The sequence below is a fragment of the Streptosporangium sp. NPDC048047 genome (genome assembly GCF_040653115.1).
GTDB lineage: Bacteria > Actinomycetota > Actinomycetes > Streptosporangiales > Streptosporangiaceae > Streptosporangium.
Genome location: NZ_JBEZNH010000034.1, coordinates 1 through 12,439, shown reverse-complemented (window position 1 = coordinate 12,439; position 12,439 = coordinate 1). Strand labels below are relative to the sequence as shown.

Here is a 12,439-nt window from a genome sequence, read left to right as displayed (position 1 = left end):
CCCCGGCCCTGGCCCTGGCCCTGGCCCTGGCCCTGGTCACGGGTTCCGGGGGGCGACCGCCGCCCAGTCGAGGGTCAGCTCACCGAGCCGCCAGCGGCCCTCGCCCCCGAGCGGCGGGCGCACGGCCACCGGCCAGGACGCGGCGAGCGTCCGGGCGGCGGCGATCCAGCGCTGGCGCGCGCCGTGGGCGCCGAGCGCGGCGTTGACCGCCCAGGCCCGGTCGAAGTCGCGCAGGAAGGCGTGGACGGGCTCGCCGGGGACGTTGCGGTGGATCAACGTCTTGGGCAGCCGCTCGGCGAGGTCGGAGGGGCGGTCGAAGGCGTCGAACCGGGCCGCGAAGGTCAGCGTCCGCGGCCCGTTCCCGTCGAGCCCCACCCAGGTCGCGCGGTGCCCCACCTCGGAGCAGGTGCCCTCGACGATCATCCCGCCCGGCGCGATCCGGCTCCGCAGCAGCGCCCAGTGGTCCCATGCCTCGGCCTCGCCGTACTGCCGCAGCACGTTGAAGGCCCGCACCAGCAGCGGCGGCCTGCCCACCGGCAGCTCGAAGCCGCCGAGCGCGAAGGACAGCCCCGGCCGCTCGTACGGCCTGGCCGCCGCCACCCGGGCCGGGTCGATCTCCACCCCGACGACCTCGACCGACGGGCAGACCGCGCGCAGCCGCCCGAACAGCTCCAGGGTCGTGACGTGCGAGGCCCCATAGCCGAGGTCGACCACCAGCGGGCGGTCCGCCGACCGCAGGAGCCGGCCGCAGGCGGCGGTGATCCACCGGTCCACCCGCCGCAGCCGGTTGTGGCCCGTGGTCCCCCTGGTGATCTCCCCGACCGGTTTCGCCATCGTCAGACGCGGTGGACCTTGTGCTGGGCGGCCTGGGCGCGGGGCCGGATGACCAGCCGGTCGACGTTCACGTGGGCGGGGCGGGTGACGCACCAGGCGATGGCGTCGGCGACGTCGTCGGCCGACAGGGGGCCGGGGACGCCCTCGTAGACGCGGTCGGCGGCGGAGGAGTCGCCCCGGAAGCGGTTCAGCGAGAACTCCTCGGTGTGCACCATCCCCGGGGCCACCTCGACGACCCGGACCGGCTCACCGCACAGCTCCAGCCGCAGCACCTCGGTCATCGAGCTCTGGGCGTGCTTGGCCGCGACGTAACCGCCGCCGCCCTCGTAGGAGACCAGCCCGGCCACCGAGGTGAGCATCAGCAGCACGCCGTCGCCCGAGGCGATCAGGCGGGGCAGCAGCGCCCGGGTCATCCGGAGCGAGCCGAGCACGTTGACGTCGTACATCCGCTGCCAGTCGGCCAGGTCGGCGCCGGCCACCGGTTCGAGGCCGATCGCGCCGCCCGCGTTGTTCACCAGGACGTCGCAGCGGTCGAGCGAGGCGACGAGCCCGTCCACCGACTCCTGGGAGGTCACGTCCAGCGTCACCGGGCGGATCCCGGGCACCTCGGCCGCCAGCTCGTCGAGACGGTCGCGGCGGCGCGCGCCCGCCACCACGTCGAACCCCTCCGCGGCCAGCCGGCGCGCCGTGGCCGCGCCGATCCCGCTGCTTGCACCCGTGACGACCGCTGTCTTCCTCATGGCGTCCCATCCTGCCAGGGCGGTTCACCGGTACCCCCGGGGGAGTCCGGATGCTGGGAATGTTGCGAAGTATTGAGTGGTTAAAGCGTTTTCGGAGGTGGTGTCCGTGAGGCGACGGCGGGTCAGCCGGATCGCGACGATCAGCATGCACACGTCCCCCCTGGACCAGCCGGGGACCGGGGACGCCGGCGGCATGAACGTCTACATCGTGGAGGTGGCCAAGCGCCTGGCCGATCTCGGGATCGAGGTCGAGATCTTCACCAGGCAGACGTGCCGTGACCTGCCCCCGGTGGCCGAGATCGTCCCGGGCGTCTCCGTCCGTCACATCACCGCGGGACCGTACGAGGAGCTCGACAAGGGCGACCTGCCCGGCCAGCTCTGCGCCTTCCTGTCGGGCGTGCTGCGCACCGAGGCGATGTACGACCCGGGACGCTACGACCTGATCCACTCCCACTACTGGCTGTCGGGCCAGGTGGGCTGGCTGGCCAAGGAGCGCTGGGGCGTGCCGCTGGTGCACACCATGCACACCATGGCCAAGGTGAAGAACCTCCTGCTGGCCGAGGACGACAGACCCGAGCCGACCGGGCGGGTGCTGGGCGAGGAGCAGGTCGTCCAGGTCGCCGACCGCCTGGTGGCCAACACCCCGACCGAGGCCCGCGAACTCGTCGACCTGTACGGCGCCGCCTCCGGCCGCGTCGCCGTCGTCAACCCCGGGGTGAACCTCGGCGTCTTCCGGCCGGGATCCCGCAGGGCGGCCCGCCGCCGTCTCGGCCTGCCCCGCGACGCCCACGTGCTGCTGTTCGTGGGCAGGGTGCAGCCGCTCAAGGCCCCCGACGTGCTGCTGCGCGCCGCGGCCCGGATGCTCGCCGAGCGCCCCTCGCTCCGGGGGAGGCTCATCGTCGCCTGCGTCGGAGGCCCCAGCGGCAACGGCCTGAGCCGGCCCTCCTACCTGTCCGATCTGGCCGCCTCCCTGGGCATCGAGGACGTCGTCAGGATCGTCCCGCCGGCGCCCCAGCCCGAGCTGGCCGACTGGTACCGCGCGGCCGACGTCACCGCCGTCCCCTCGCACAACGAGTCGTTCGGCCTGGTCGCCCTGGAGTCGCAGGCCTGCGGCACCCCGGTCGCCGCGGCCTCCGTGGGCGGCCTGCGCACCGCCGTGCGCGACGGCGTCTCCGGCGTGCTCGTCGACGGCCACGACCCGTACGACTGGGGGCGGGTGCTCACCCGGTTCGTGGACCGGCCCGCCTGGCGTGACGCGCTGTCGGCGGGCGCGGTGAACCACGCGGCGGCCTTCGGGTGGTCGGCCACCGCCGCCCGCCTCTCGGAGGTCTACGCCGGGGCGATGGCGCAACTGCACCGGGTCCCGATCGCCGTCTCCTGCTGACCCCGCGCCCCGCCGCCCGTACGCCGTACGGCGGGGCGCGTCCCTCCGGGCTCCCCGTCCCACCCGTCGTCCCTCCGCCGTACGGCGGGGCACGCCTCTCCGGGCTCCCCGTCCCGCCCGCCGTCCCCCCGCCCCGCGTCCCTCCTCGCGGGCGGCTCGTAGGGTGGACGCATGCGTGAAGTGATCGAGGCGGCGCTGAAAGGCGCAGAGGTCTCCTACGAGGAGCCCCGGCCGGGGGCGTTCCTGGTCAAGCTCCCCGGCCAGCACAAGCTCGCCACCATGACGTGGCTGATCGTCGGTGACCAGGCGTTGCACGTCGAGGCGTTCTTCTGCCGCCAGCCGGACGAGAACCACGTCGAGTTCTACCGCTGGCTGCTGACCAAGAACGGCTCCATGTACGGCGTGCACTTCGCCCTCGACCCCGTCGGCGACGTCTACCTCGTCGGCCGGGCGCCGCTCGGCGCGGTCTCCGAGGAGGAGATCGACCGGCTGCTGGGCTGCGTGCTGACCTACTCCGACGAGGGCTTCGACCGGGCGCTGGAGCTGGGCTTCGCCTCCTCGATCCGGCGCGAGTGGGAGTGGCGCGCCAAACGCGGCGAGTCGCTGGCCAACCTCAGGGCGTTCGCCCGGTTCGCCGAACCCGGCGACTGATCCCCCGCCGGACGTTTCGGCCGGCGCCGAAGGGTTCCGCGCCTAGCGTGCGGGTCATGACCTCTCAGCCGAACAGCACGGCCCGGACGGCTCAGCCGGCCCGGCCGATCGTCGTGAGCCGCTACGACGAGGTGCGGGCGCTCCTGGCCGACCCCGCCCTGACCGTGCCCGAGGTGCCGCGACCGCCCTTCTCGCTGACCGTCGCCTGGCTGCGCGGCGCGGTCGGCCGTTTCGCCGACGGCCCCGTGCACGCCGCCCGCCGGGCCGCGGCGGTGCGCGTGCTCGACGGACTGGACGAGCGGACGCTGCGCGCCGAGGCGTTCCGCCGTACGGCCGGGCATGCCAGCCCGGAACTGGTGCTGGTGGAGACGCTGGCCGTCGCGCTGGGCGTTCGGGCCGAGGACGCCGCGCGGGCGGCGCGGGCGGTCGAGGCACTCGCCCCCGCCTATCTGCCCCCCGCGACCCCGCCCACCTCGCCTGTCCAGGCCGCCCCGTCCATCCCTCCGGACGACGACGCGGCCGACGCGGGCCTGGCCGAGCTGTCACGGCTGCTCGGCGACCCGGAGCCGGAGCGGCTCGCCGTACTGGCCGGGCTGCTCGCCCAGGCGTGCGCGGCGACCGCGGGTCTCGTCCAGAACGCCCTGGCGGCGGACGGACTCACCCGGAACACGCCGGGAGCGGGCGGAGCCGCCCGGAAAGCGCAGGGAACCGCCGATCCCGACGGGAGTACGCCGGAGGCCGGCGCCGGCCTCTGCCCGGTGGAGAGTCTGCTGACCGAGACGCTGCGCCACGACCCGCCCGTGCGGATGCTGCGCCGCGTCGCCGTACGGCGGGCCGCCGGGGGAGTCCCGGCCGGGACGACGGTTCTGCTGGACGTGGCCGCGGCCAACCGGGACCCGCGCGTGTTCGACGACCCGGACCGCTTCCGGCCCGGCCGCTCCCCGCGGCACCTGACCTTCGGCGCCGGACCGCGGCCCTGCCCCGCCGAACGGATCGCGCTGGCACTGGCGGCCGGCGTGGTCGAGGCGGTACGGCGATGACGGCGGCGACGGTGTTCGAGCGCTTCAGGGCGCTGCACCACGGTCCCGAGCCGCTGGTGCTTCCCAACGCCTGGGACCACGCCTCGGCCGCGGTGCTGGCGGCGGCCGGGTTCGCGGCCGTGGGGACCACCAGCCTCGGAGTGGCGGCCGCGGCGGGCAAGCCGGACGCCGCGGGCGCGACCCGAGCCGAGACGCTGGCGCTGGCCCGCCGGATCGCGCACCTGGACGTCCCGGTCACGGTGGACATCGAGGACGGCTTCGGCGGCTCGCCCGCCGAGGTCGCCGAACTGTCAGGGAGCCTGGCCGCCATGGGGATCGCGGGCGTCAACGTCGAGGACGGCCGCGGCGACCGGCTGGCCGACCCCGCCGAGCAGGGGAAACTGATCAGAGCGATCAAGGACAGCGCGCCGGACCTGTTCGTCAACGCCCGCACCGACCCGTTCTGGCTGGACATGCCCGACGCCCTCACCGAGGCCGTACGGCGGGCGCGGATCTACGCCGATGCCGGAGCCGACGGGGTGTTCGTCCCGGGCGCGACCGCCGGGCGGGACCTGGAGGCGCTCGCCACGGCGGCCGGGGTGCCGCTGAACGTGCTCGTCCAGCCGGGGGTGCCGCCGTCCCGGCTGGCGGAGGCGGGGGTGCGGCGGATCAGCTTCGGCTCGCTGCTGTTCCGCGCGGCGCTGGGCGCGGTCACCGGTACGGCGCTGGCCGTCGCCGCGGGCGGCCACCCGGTGGCCGGGGCGCCCTCCTACGAGGAGGTCCAGCGGCTGGCGGGTCCTGACGCCATGGCCGCCCCATGGCAGGGTGCGGGCACGCTCTAGGCTTGGCCGCATGGCGACTTTGGTGCTGCTGCGGCATGGCGAAAGCGAATGGAACGCCAAGGGGCTGTTCACCGGATGGGTGGACGCCGGGCTGTCGGAGAAGGGCGAGGAGGAGGCACGGCGCGGCGGGCGGCTGCTGCTGGAGGCCGGGGTGCGGCCCGATGTGGTCCACACCTCGGTGCTGACCCGGGCGATCCAGACCGCGAACCTCGCGCTGGGCACCGCCGACCTGCTCTGGCTCCCGGTCAACCGCTCCTGGCGGCTCAACGAGCGTCACTACGGCGCGCTCCAGGGCAAGGACAAGGCCCAGACCCGGGCCGAGTTCGGCGACGAGCAGTTCATGCTCTGGCGCCGCTCCTACGACGTCCCGCCGCCCCCGATCGCCGACGACGACGAGTTCTCGCAGGCCGGCGACCCGCGCTACGCCCTGCTGCCGGGTGAGCTGCTGCCGCGGACCGAGTGCCTCAAGGACGTCGTCGAGCGGATGCTGCCCTACTGGTACGACCGGATCGTCCCCGACCTGGCGGCCGGCCGTACCGTCCTGGTCGTCGCGCACGGCAACTCGCTGCGGGCGCTGGTCAAGCACCTCGACCGGATCGGCGACGACGAGATCGCCGGGCTCAACATCCCCACCGGCATCCCGCTCCGCTACGAGCTGGACGACGACTTCCACCCGGTGACCAAGGGCGGCGAGTACCTCGACCCGGAGGCCGCCGCCTCCGCCATCGAGGCCGTGGCCAACCAGGGCAGGTAGCCCGGGCCGCGGGAACACGCGAGGAGAGGACGAAGGGGAGGGGCCCGCCGCGACGGCGGGCCCCTCCCCTCCCCCCGATCTTCCTCGATCTCCCCGATCCCGTGCCCCGGCTCCCGTGGTGACGGGCTCCGGGCCCCGATCCCGAGTTCCGTCGCAGGGCGCCTACAGGACGCCGTCCTGCGGACGGGAGCCGGTCACCAGGTAGACCACGTCGTTGGCGACGCGGACCGCGTGGTCGGCGTAGCGCTCGTAGTAGCGGCCGATCAGCGTCACGTCGATGGCCGGCTCGACGCCGTGCTTCCAGTCGTCCGCCAGCAGGGTCTTGAACAGTCTGCGGTGCAGCCGGTCCATGGCGTCGTCGTCGCCGTGCATCTCCATGGCGGACTCCACGTCGCGCGAGGCGATGCAGCTGCCGGTCTTGGTGACCAGGCGCTCGGCGACCTGGCCCATCTCCAGGATGGTGGCGCGCAGCTCCGGCGGGATCGCCGACTCCGGGTGGCGCAGCCGTACGACCTTGGCCACGTGCTCGGCGAGGTCGCCCATCCGCTCCAGGTCGGTGCCCATCCGCAGGGCGGCGATGATGATGCGGAGGTCGACGGCCACCGGCTGCTGCCGGGCCATCAGGTCGAAGATCGACGCCTCCATCTCCGTGAAGAGCCGGTCGACCTCCTCGTCCTGGGAGATGACGCTCTCCGCGAGCTGGAGGTCGGAGTCCAGCAGGGCGGTGGTGGCCCGGGAGATCCCGGATCGCACCAGGCGGGTCATCTCGATCAGCCGGTCGGTGAGGGCGTCGAGTTCTTCGTGGTAGAGGTCGCGCATGGCCCTCAACGTACGCGGGCGACGGTGAACGAACCCCGACCGTAAAGTGAACATTGTGGGAAAGGCCGTTGTAGTGCCGCTCTGAGCTGCCTGAAGAGGAAAACGCCCGCCTACCATCGGGACCGTGAAGCCTACAGGAGGACCCTATGGGTGAGCTGCTGGCGAGCCTGGCCGCGCTGGCCGGCTTCATCGTCGGGGCGCTGGCCGTGATGGTCGTCCGGCACAACGTCGAAAGCCGGCGTGTCGTGCTGACGCCGGTGGACGACGTCGCGCCCGGCGCGCTGCCGCCGGGCGTCGCCTCCGTGCTGGCCGTACTGCCGTCCTCGGCGGTCGTGCTCGACAGGGACGACAGGGTGCTCCGGGCCAGCTCGGCCGCGCGGGCGTTCGGTCTCGTCAAGGGCGACCACCTGGTGGTGGCCGAACTCCTCGCGATGGCCAGGCGGGTCCGCCGGGACGGCGAGATCCGGGAGAGCGAGATCGAGGTCGCCGGGCACAAGTTCGGCCAGGACTCCACGTCGTTCGCGGTCCGGGTCGCCCCGCTGGGCTCCTACGGCCAGGTGCTCGTGCTCGCCGAGGACCAGACCGAGCACCGCCGGGTCGAGGCGGTGCGCCGCGACTTCGTCGCCAACGTGAGCCACGAGCTCAAGACGCCGGTGGGCGCGCTGTCGCTGCTGGCCGAGACCATCCAGGACGCCGCCGACGACCCCGAGGCGGTCACCCGCTTCGCCGGGCGGATGCAGCACGAGGCCGCACGCCTGAACTACCTCGTCCAGGACCTCATCACGCTCTCCCGCATCCAGGGAGCCGAACCCATCCCCACCCCGGGGCCCGTGCCGGTCGACGACGCCGTGCACGAGGCCGTCGACCGCTGCAACACCACCGCCGCGGCCAAGAACATCAGCCTGGTCACCGGCGGCGTCGAGGGCCTGCGGATCTGGGGTGACGACGAGCTCCTCGTCACCGCGCTGCGCAACCTCATCGACAACGCGGTCGCCTACAGTCCCGAGCAGACCCGGGTCGTGGTCAGCGCGCGGGCCGTCGGCCCGCACCACGAGTCGGTCGAGATCAGCGTGAGCGACCAGGGGATCGGCATCCCGGAGAGCGCCCAGGAGCGGATCTTCGAGCGGTTCTTCCGCGTCGACGCCGCCCGCTCACGCGCCACCGGCGGCACCGGCCTCGGCCTGGCCATCGTCAAGCACGTCGCCGCCGCCCACAACGGCGCGGTGACGGTGTGGAGCAAGGAAGGCTCCGGCTCCACCTTCACCCTCCGCCTGCCCGCCTTCGGCGGGACGGCGGTGGCCGTACCCCGTACCACCCCGATCCCCCTGGAGGCCGCGCAGTGACTCGCGTGCTTGTCGTCGAGGACGAGGAGTCCTTCTCCGACGCCCTGTCCTACATGCTGCGCAAGGAGGGCTTCGAGGTCGCGGTAGCGGCCACCGGCCCCGAGGCGCTGGACGCCTACGACCGCAACGGCGCCGACCTGGTGCTGCTCGACCTGATGCTGCCAGGCCTGCCGGGGACCGAGGTCTGCCGCTCGCTTCGCCAGCGCTCCAACGTCCCGGTGATCATGCTCACCGCCAAGGACAGCGAGATCGACAAGGTCGTGGGGCTGGAGCTGGGCGCCGACGACTACGTGACCAAGCCGTTCTCCTCGCGGGAACTGGTGGCCCGCATCCGCGCGGTGCTGCGCCGCCAGGGCGACGCCGAGGAGCCGGAGTCGGCCGTGCTCGCCGCCGGCCCGGTCCGGATGGACGTCGACCGGCACGTCGTCGCCGTCCGCGGGGACCAGGTCCAGCTCCCGCTGAAGGAGTTCGAGCTGCTGGAGGTGCTGCTGCGCAACGCCGGCCGGGTGCTCACCCGGGGCCAGCTCATCGACCGGGTCTGGGGCGCCGACTACGTGGGCGACACCAAGACCCTGGACGTGCACGTCAAGCGGCTGCGCGCCAAGGTCGAGGCCGACCCCTCCAACCCGCGTTGCATCCTCACCGTCCGCGGGCTGGGCTACAAGTTCGACCCCGTGGAGAGCTGACGCCGTCTGAGGGCTCCGTCCCCGTGTACGGCCGGCGTCGCCACCGCGTACGGCCGGGTCCGTCCCCGCGTATGGCCGGCGTCGCCACCGCGTACGGCCGGGGTCCGTCCCCGGACCCGCTCACGGCCGCGGCGGGGCCGTGAGGAGGACGTGGAGAACGGGAGAGGGGCGGGCGGGGTGATCCCCCGTCCGCCCCTTCGCATGCCGGTCGGGGCCCGCTCCGCCGTCTCCGGCGTGCGGGCCGCCGGTCACTCGGTGGTCGAGGGGCTGGGGGACGGCGACGCCGTCGCGCCCTCCGTGGGGCTCACCGAGGGGCTCGCCGACGGCGTGGCGCCCTGGCCCCCGCCCGACGCCGGCGCCAGGGTGGCGAACTCGCGGCTGCGGGTGATGACCGGAACCGTCACCGGGATGATGCCGGCGTTGGCGAACTGGAGCTGGATCTTGATGCTCTCCCCGCCGCGCAGGGGCTGCTTCAGACCGTCCACCACGATGGTGGGCGTGGGCGTGCCGATCCGCACTCCCTGGCCCGGCTTGAGCTCGACCGGCGCGGGGATCTTCGCGGTGCCCACGGCCGGGTCGACGCCGACGCCGACGAGCTGGTCGGGGGCCTGCGCGCTGTTGACCAGCGACATGTACAGGGGGGCCGCCCCGCCGGCCGCGATCTGCGAGCCGGACTCGGGGCCGAGGAAGAACGCCTGGGAGACGTCGATGCCGTTCTGCCGGACGGTGACGGCCTCGGTCGCGTGGTAGGGCCTGCTGGTGTTGGCGTCCATTCCGGTACCGCAGCCGGCCAGGACGGGGGCGGCGGCGAGGAACGCGGCGGCGACGGTCGCCCAGCGACGGCTGTTGCGGGTCACGGTACGGGGTCTCCTTGTCACACTGGATGCAGAACAGGGCCAACCCTATCCGTGTCCAATACCGGGTTTTCCGGCGGCCCGCCCGATCGGGGAAGGGCGCCGAATGCAGGCCGGGACCGCTTTTCAGCCTGGCGATTCACAGGGGTGGGCGTTTGTCAAGCCATAAGACGCCGCTTTGACCTGCAGTTATGGTGATTTCACTGTTCCGGGAGGCTGTGGATACGTGGTACTCTTGAGTACAGCGGAAGGGGTACTTGTCACATGACTTTCCAGGTCGGCGACACTGTCGTCTACCCCCACCACGGGGCTGCTCGGATCGAAGCAATCACGACCCGGACCATCAAGGGTGAGGAAAGGTCCTACCTGGTTCTCAAGGTCGACAAGGGCGACCTTACCGTCCAGGTGCCGGCAGACAACGCCGAACTCGTCGGTGTTCGCGATGTCGTCGGGCAAGAGGGTCTTGAGCGCGTTTTCGACGTGCTTCGCATGCCTCACACCGAAGAGCCCACGAACTGGTCCCGCCGCTACAAGGCCAACTTGGAGAAGCTGGCGTCCGGTGACGTCAACAAGGTGGCCGAGGTCGTTCGCGACCTGTGGCGACGAGACAAGGAGCGCGGGCTCTCCGCGGGAGAGAAGCGTATGCTGGCCAAGGCCCGGCAGATCCTGGTCAGCGAGCTCGCGCTCGCGGAGAAGACCAATGAGGACAAGGCCGAGGCACTTCTGGACGAGGTTCTCAACTCCTGAACACGATATTTCCACGGGTGGGCGTCGGAGTCGACGTCCACCCGTTCGCATCCGGCCGCGAACTGCACCTCGCGGGGCTCCACTGGCCCGGCGAGACCGGCCTCGCCGGACACTCCGACGGCGACGCGGCGGCCCACGCCGCCTGTGACGCGCTGCTGTCCGCGGCGGGCCTGGGCGACGTCGGCGGGCTGTTCGGCACCGCCGATCCCCGCTGGGCGGGCGCTTCCGGTGTCGCCCTGCTGGGCGAGGCGGCCCGTACGGTGCGCGCGGCCGGCTTCGAGATCGGCAACGTGGCCGTCCAGGTGATCGGCAACCGGCCCAAGCTCGCGCCGCGCCGGGCCGAGGCGGAGAGGGTGCTCTCCGTCGCGGTGGGCGCGCCGGTGAGCGTCAGCGCCACCACGACCGATGGTCTGGGCCTCACCGGGCGCGGCGAGGGCGTGGCGGCCGTCGCGACTGCGATCGTGATGAGCCGGGCTCCCTCGTAGGGAGGATCTCCCCCGGCGGGTGAACCCGAGCGGGGAGACGGACGTCTTCTGTACGAACGCGAAAGCGTTCCGGCGGGCGGCGCGGAATGCCCGCCGAGGCATCCGGGGCGGTGGCCCGTCAACTGGCGCGGTGCGGGCCACCACCTTTCCTGAGTGACCGGTGAACGTCCTGGGTAATCCCCTGATGACATGTTCCGTACCGGGGGGAGAGCCGGACATGATCGGATCCATCATCGCCGCGATCGTCATCGGCGCCGTCATCGGGGCGCTGGCGCGCCTCATCCTTCCAGGCAGGCAGAACATCTCCATCGGCTTGACGGTCATCGTCGGCATCGTCGCCGCGCTCATCGGCACCGCCATCGCGGCGGCCCTCGGGCTCGCCCGGACGCCGGGGATCAACTGGTGGGAGCACATCATCCAGCTCGCCCTCGCGGTCATCGGGGTGCTGGCCGTGGCCCAGCTGCGGCAGAAGAAAACTCTGTGACCTCGAATTCCCAGCCGTCACGCATAACTCCGGTCCGGAGGGTAGCCAACCTCCCGTGAGGTGAAGATCTCATCCCATTGAGGAGGTTCATATGACCATCGCGTCCATCCTCGGGGCCATCGTCATCGGTGCCGTCGTCGGCGCCCTCGGTCGTCTCGTGCTTCCCGGCCGGCAGCCGATCGGCTGGTTCCTGACCATCGCCGTCGGCATCGTCGCCGCGCTCATCGGCACCGCGATCGCCCAGTCCCTCGGCGTGGCCACCACGGACGGAATCGACTGGATCGAGCTCGTCATGCAGGTCGTCCTCGCCGCCGTCGGTGTCGGCCTGGTCGCCGCTCTGAAGCGGCCGCACTCCAGGGTGTGAGTCACCGGCCCGACGGCCCGCGAAGCGAGCCGCCGCCGGGCCCTGTCCCGCGGATCGTCCCGTCTGCTTCGGGGGGATCCACGGAACAGGACCCGGGGGCGGTCGGAGAACAACCGGTACGGCGGGGCACTCGGCCCCGGTGGTCTCGCCGTGACCCGGACGAACGCCCTCCCGCCCGGAGGTGAGGGCAGCGGCCCGCACGATGTCGCCGCCCTCGCGGGTGACCCGCTCGGCATGCCCCAGGAGAGTGGGTCACCACCGTTTCCACCATTTCTAGACATGTCATGAAATGGCTGGCCCTGGTCCATCCGGGGACGGGCGCGGAGGTGAGCAGGGCGCCGGCCCGCAGCGGGGCGCCGCTCACCGAGTGTGAGCGAATAGCTGCGGGCCGGTCCGGCATCGGAGAAGAGGGCGGTGGCCGCGTCGTTACGCG

General features: G+C 72.8%; 15 protein-coding genes. 11 read left to right on the top strand and 4 right to left on the bottom strand.

From position 1 onward, the window contains the following. Positions 1 to 36: 36 nt before the first annotated feature. Positions 37 to 834, bottom strand: coding sequence for a class I SAM-dependent methyltransferase (locus AB0D67_RS25550; RefSeq protein ID WP_362940701.1), 798 nt, complete (start codon positions 832 to 834; stop codon positions 37 to 39). A 2-nt stretch (positions 835 to 836) separates the two neighbouring features. Further along, the gene (locus AB0D67_RS25545) at positions 837 to 1,574 is read right to left on the bottom strand and encodes an SDR family NAD(P)-dependent oxidoreductase (RefSeq protein WP_362940698.1); all 738 of its coding nucleotides are present in this window, start codon (positions 1,572 to 1,574) and stop codon (positions 837 to 839) included. 100 nt (positions 1,575 to 1,674) lie between these two features. Between AB0D67_RS25545 and mshA the strand changes: the two genes are divergently transcribed. From mshA to AB0D67_RS25520, 5 genes are all read left to right on the top strand, one after another. Next, positions 1,675 to 2,958 (top strand): D-inositol-3-phosphate glycosyltransferase, encoded by a 1,284-nt coding sequence (mshA, locus tag AB0D67_RS25540; protein WP_362940695.1) that lies wholly within the window; start codon positions 1,675 to 1,677, stop codon positions 2,956 to 2,958. 171 nt (positions 2,959 to 3,129) lie between these two features. Then, a complete protein-coding gene (locus AB0D67_RS25535; RefSeq protein ID WP_362940692.1) occupies positions 3,130 to 3,609 on the top strand; it encodes a YbjN domain-containing protein in 480 nt (159 codons plus the stop codon). A gap of 56 nt (positions 3,610 to 3,665) precedes the next feature. Further along, positions 3,666 to 4,649 carry a cytochrome P450 gene (locus tag AB0D67_RS25530; RefSeq protein ID WP_362940689.1) on the top strand — a complete coding sequence of 328 codons (984 nt, stop codon included), beginning with the start codon at positions 3,666 to 3,668 and terminating at the stop codon, positions 4,647 to 4,649. Then, complete coding sequence (locus AB0D67_RS25525; RefSeq protein WP_362940686.1) at positions 4,646 to 5,470, top strand: isocitrate lyase/phosphoenolpyruvate mutase family protein; 825 nt, start codon at positions 4,646 to 4,648, stop codon at positions 5,468 to 5,470. The genes AB0D67_RS25530 and AB0D67_RS25525 overlap by 4 nt, the downstream gene beginning before the upstream one ends. 10 nt (positions 5,471 to 5,480) lie before the next feature. Beyond that, complete coding sequence (locus tag AB0D67_RS25520; RefSeq protein ID WP_362940683.1) at positions 5,481 to 6,224, top strand: phosphoglyceromutase; 744 nt, start codon at positions 5,481 to 5,483, stop codon at positions 6,222 to 6,224. 162 nt (positions 6,225 to 6,386) lie between these two features. Here the strand turns inward: AB0D67_RS25520 and phoU are convergent, their stop codons facing one another. Continuing rightward, positions 6,387 to 7,043 (bottom strand): phosphate signaling complex protein PhoU, encoded by a 657-nt coding sequence (gene phoU / locus AB0D67_RS25515; RefSeq protein WP_362940680.1) that lies wholly within the window; start codon positions 7,041 to 7,043, stop codon positions 6,387 to 6,389. A gap of 146 nt (positions 7,044 to 7,189) precedes the next feature. On the opposite strand from phoU, the gene AB0D67_RS25510 reads away from it, so the two are divergent. Together AB0D67_RS25510 and AB0D67_RS25505 are read left to right on the top strand one after the other, a co-directional pair. After that, the gene (locus AB0D67_RS25510) at positions 7,190 to 8,386 is read left to right on the top strand and encodes an ATP-binding protein (RefSeq protein ID WP_362940677.1); all 1,197 of its coding nucleotides are present in this window, start codon (positions 7,190 to 7,192) and stop codon (positions 8,384 to 8,386) included. Next, the gene (locus AB0D67_RS25505) at positions 8,383 to 9,072 is read left to right on the top strand and encodes a response regulator transcription factor (protein ID WP_362940674.1); all 690 of its coding nucleotides are present in this window, start codon (positions 8,383 to 8,385) and stop codon (positions 9,070 to 9,072) included. Before AB0D67_RS25510 ends, AB0D67_RS25505 begins: the two co-directional genes overlap by 4 nt. Before the next feature lie 248 nt (positions 9,073 to 9,320). Here AB0D67_RS25505 and AB0D67_RS25500 read toward each other — a convergent pair whose 3' ends face one another. Next, positions 9,321 to 9,929, bottom strand: coding sequence for a copper chaperone PCu(A)C (locus tag AB0D67_RS25500; protein ID WP_362940671.1), 609 nt, complete (start codon positions 9,927 to 9,929; stop codon positions 9,321 to 9,323). A 261-nt stretch (positions 9,930 to 10,190) separates the two neighbouring features. On the opposite strand from AB0D67_RS25500, the gene AB0D67_RS25495 reads away from it, so the two are divergent. The 4 genes from AB0D67_RS25495 to AB0D67_RS25480 all read left to right on the top strand — a co-directional run bounded on the left by AB0D67_RS25495 (position 10,191) and on the right by AB0D67_RS25480 (position 12,006). After that, positions 10,191 to 10,673, top strand: a complete 483-nt coding sequence (locus tag AB0D67_RS25495) for a CarD family transcriptional regulator (protein WP_362940668.1) — start codon at positions 10,191 to 10,193, stop codon at positions 10,671 to 10,673. Between the two features lie 17 nt (positions 10,674 to 10,690). Continuing rightward, entirely contained in the window at positions 10,691 to 11,158 is a 468-nt protein-coding gene (gene ispF, locus AB0D67_RS25490) for a 2-C-methyl-D-erythritol 2,4-cyclodiphosphate synthase (protein ID WP_362940665.1), read from the top strand. Positions 11,159 to 11,375: 217 nt separating this feature from the next. Next, the gene (locus AB0D67_RS25485) at positions 11,376 to 11,642 is read left to right on the top strand and encodes a GlsB/YeaQ/YmgE family stress response membrane protein (protein WP_362940661.1); all 267 of its coding nucleotides are present in this window, start codon (positions 11,376 to 11,378) and stop codon (positions 11,640 to 11,642) included. Between the two features lie 91 nt (positions 11,643 to 11,733). Continuing rightward, positions 11,734 to 12,006 (top strand): GlsB/YeaQ/YmgE family stress response membrane protein, encoded by a 273-nt coding sequence (locus AB0D67_RS25480; RefSeq protein ID WP_362940658.1) that lies wholly within the window; start codon positions 11,734 to 11,736, stop codon positions 12,004 to 12,006. Positions 12,007 to 12,439: the final 433 nt, after the last annotated feature.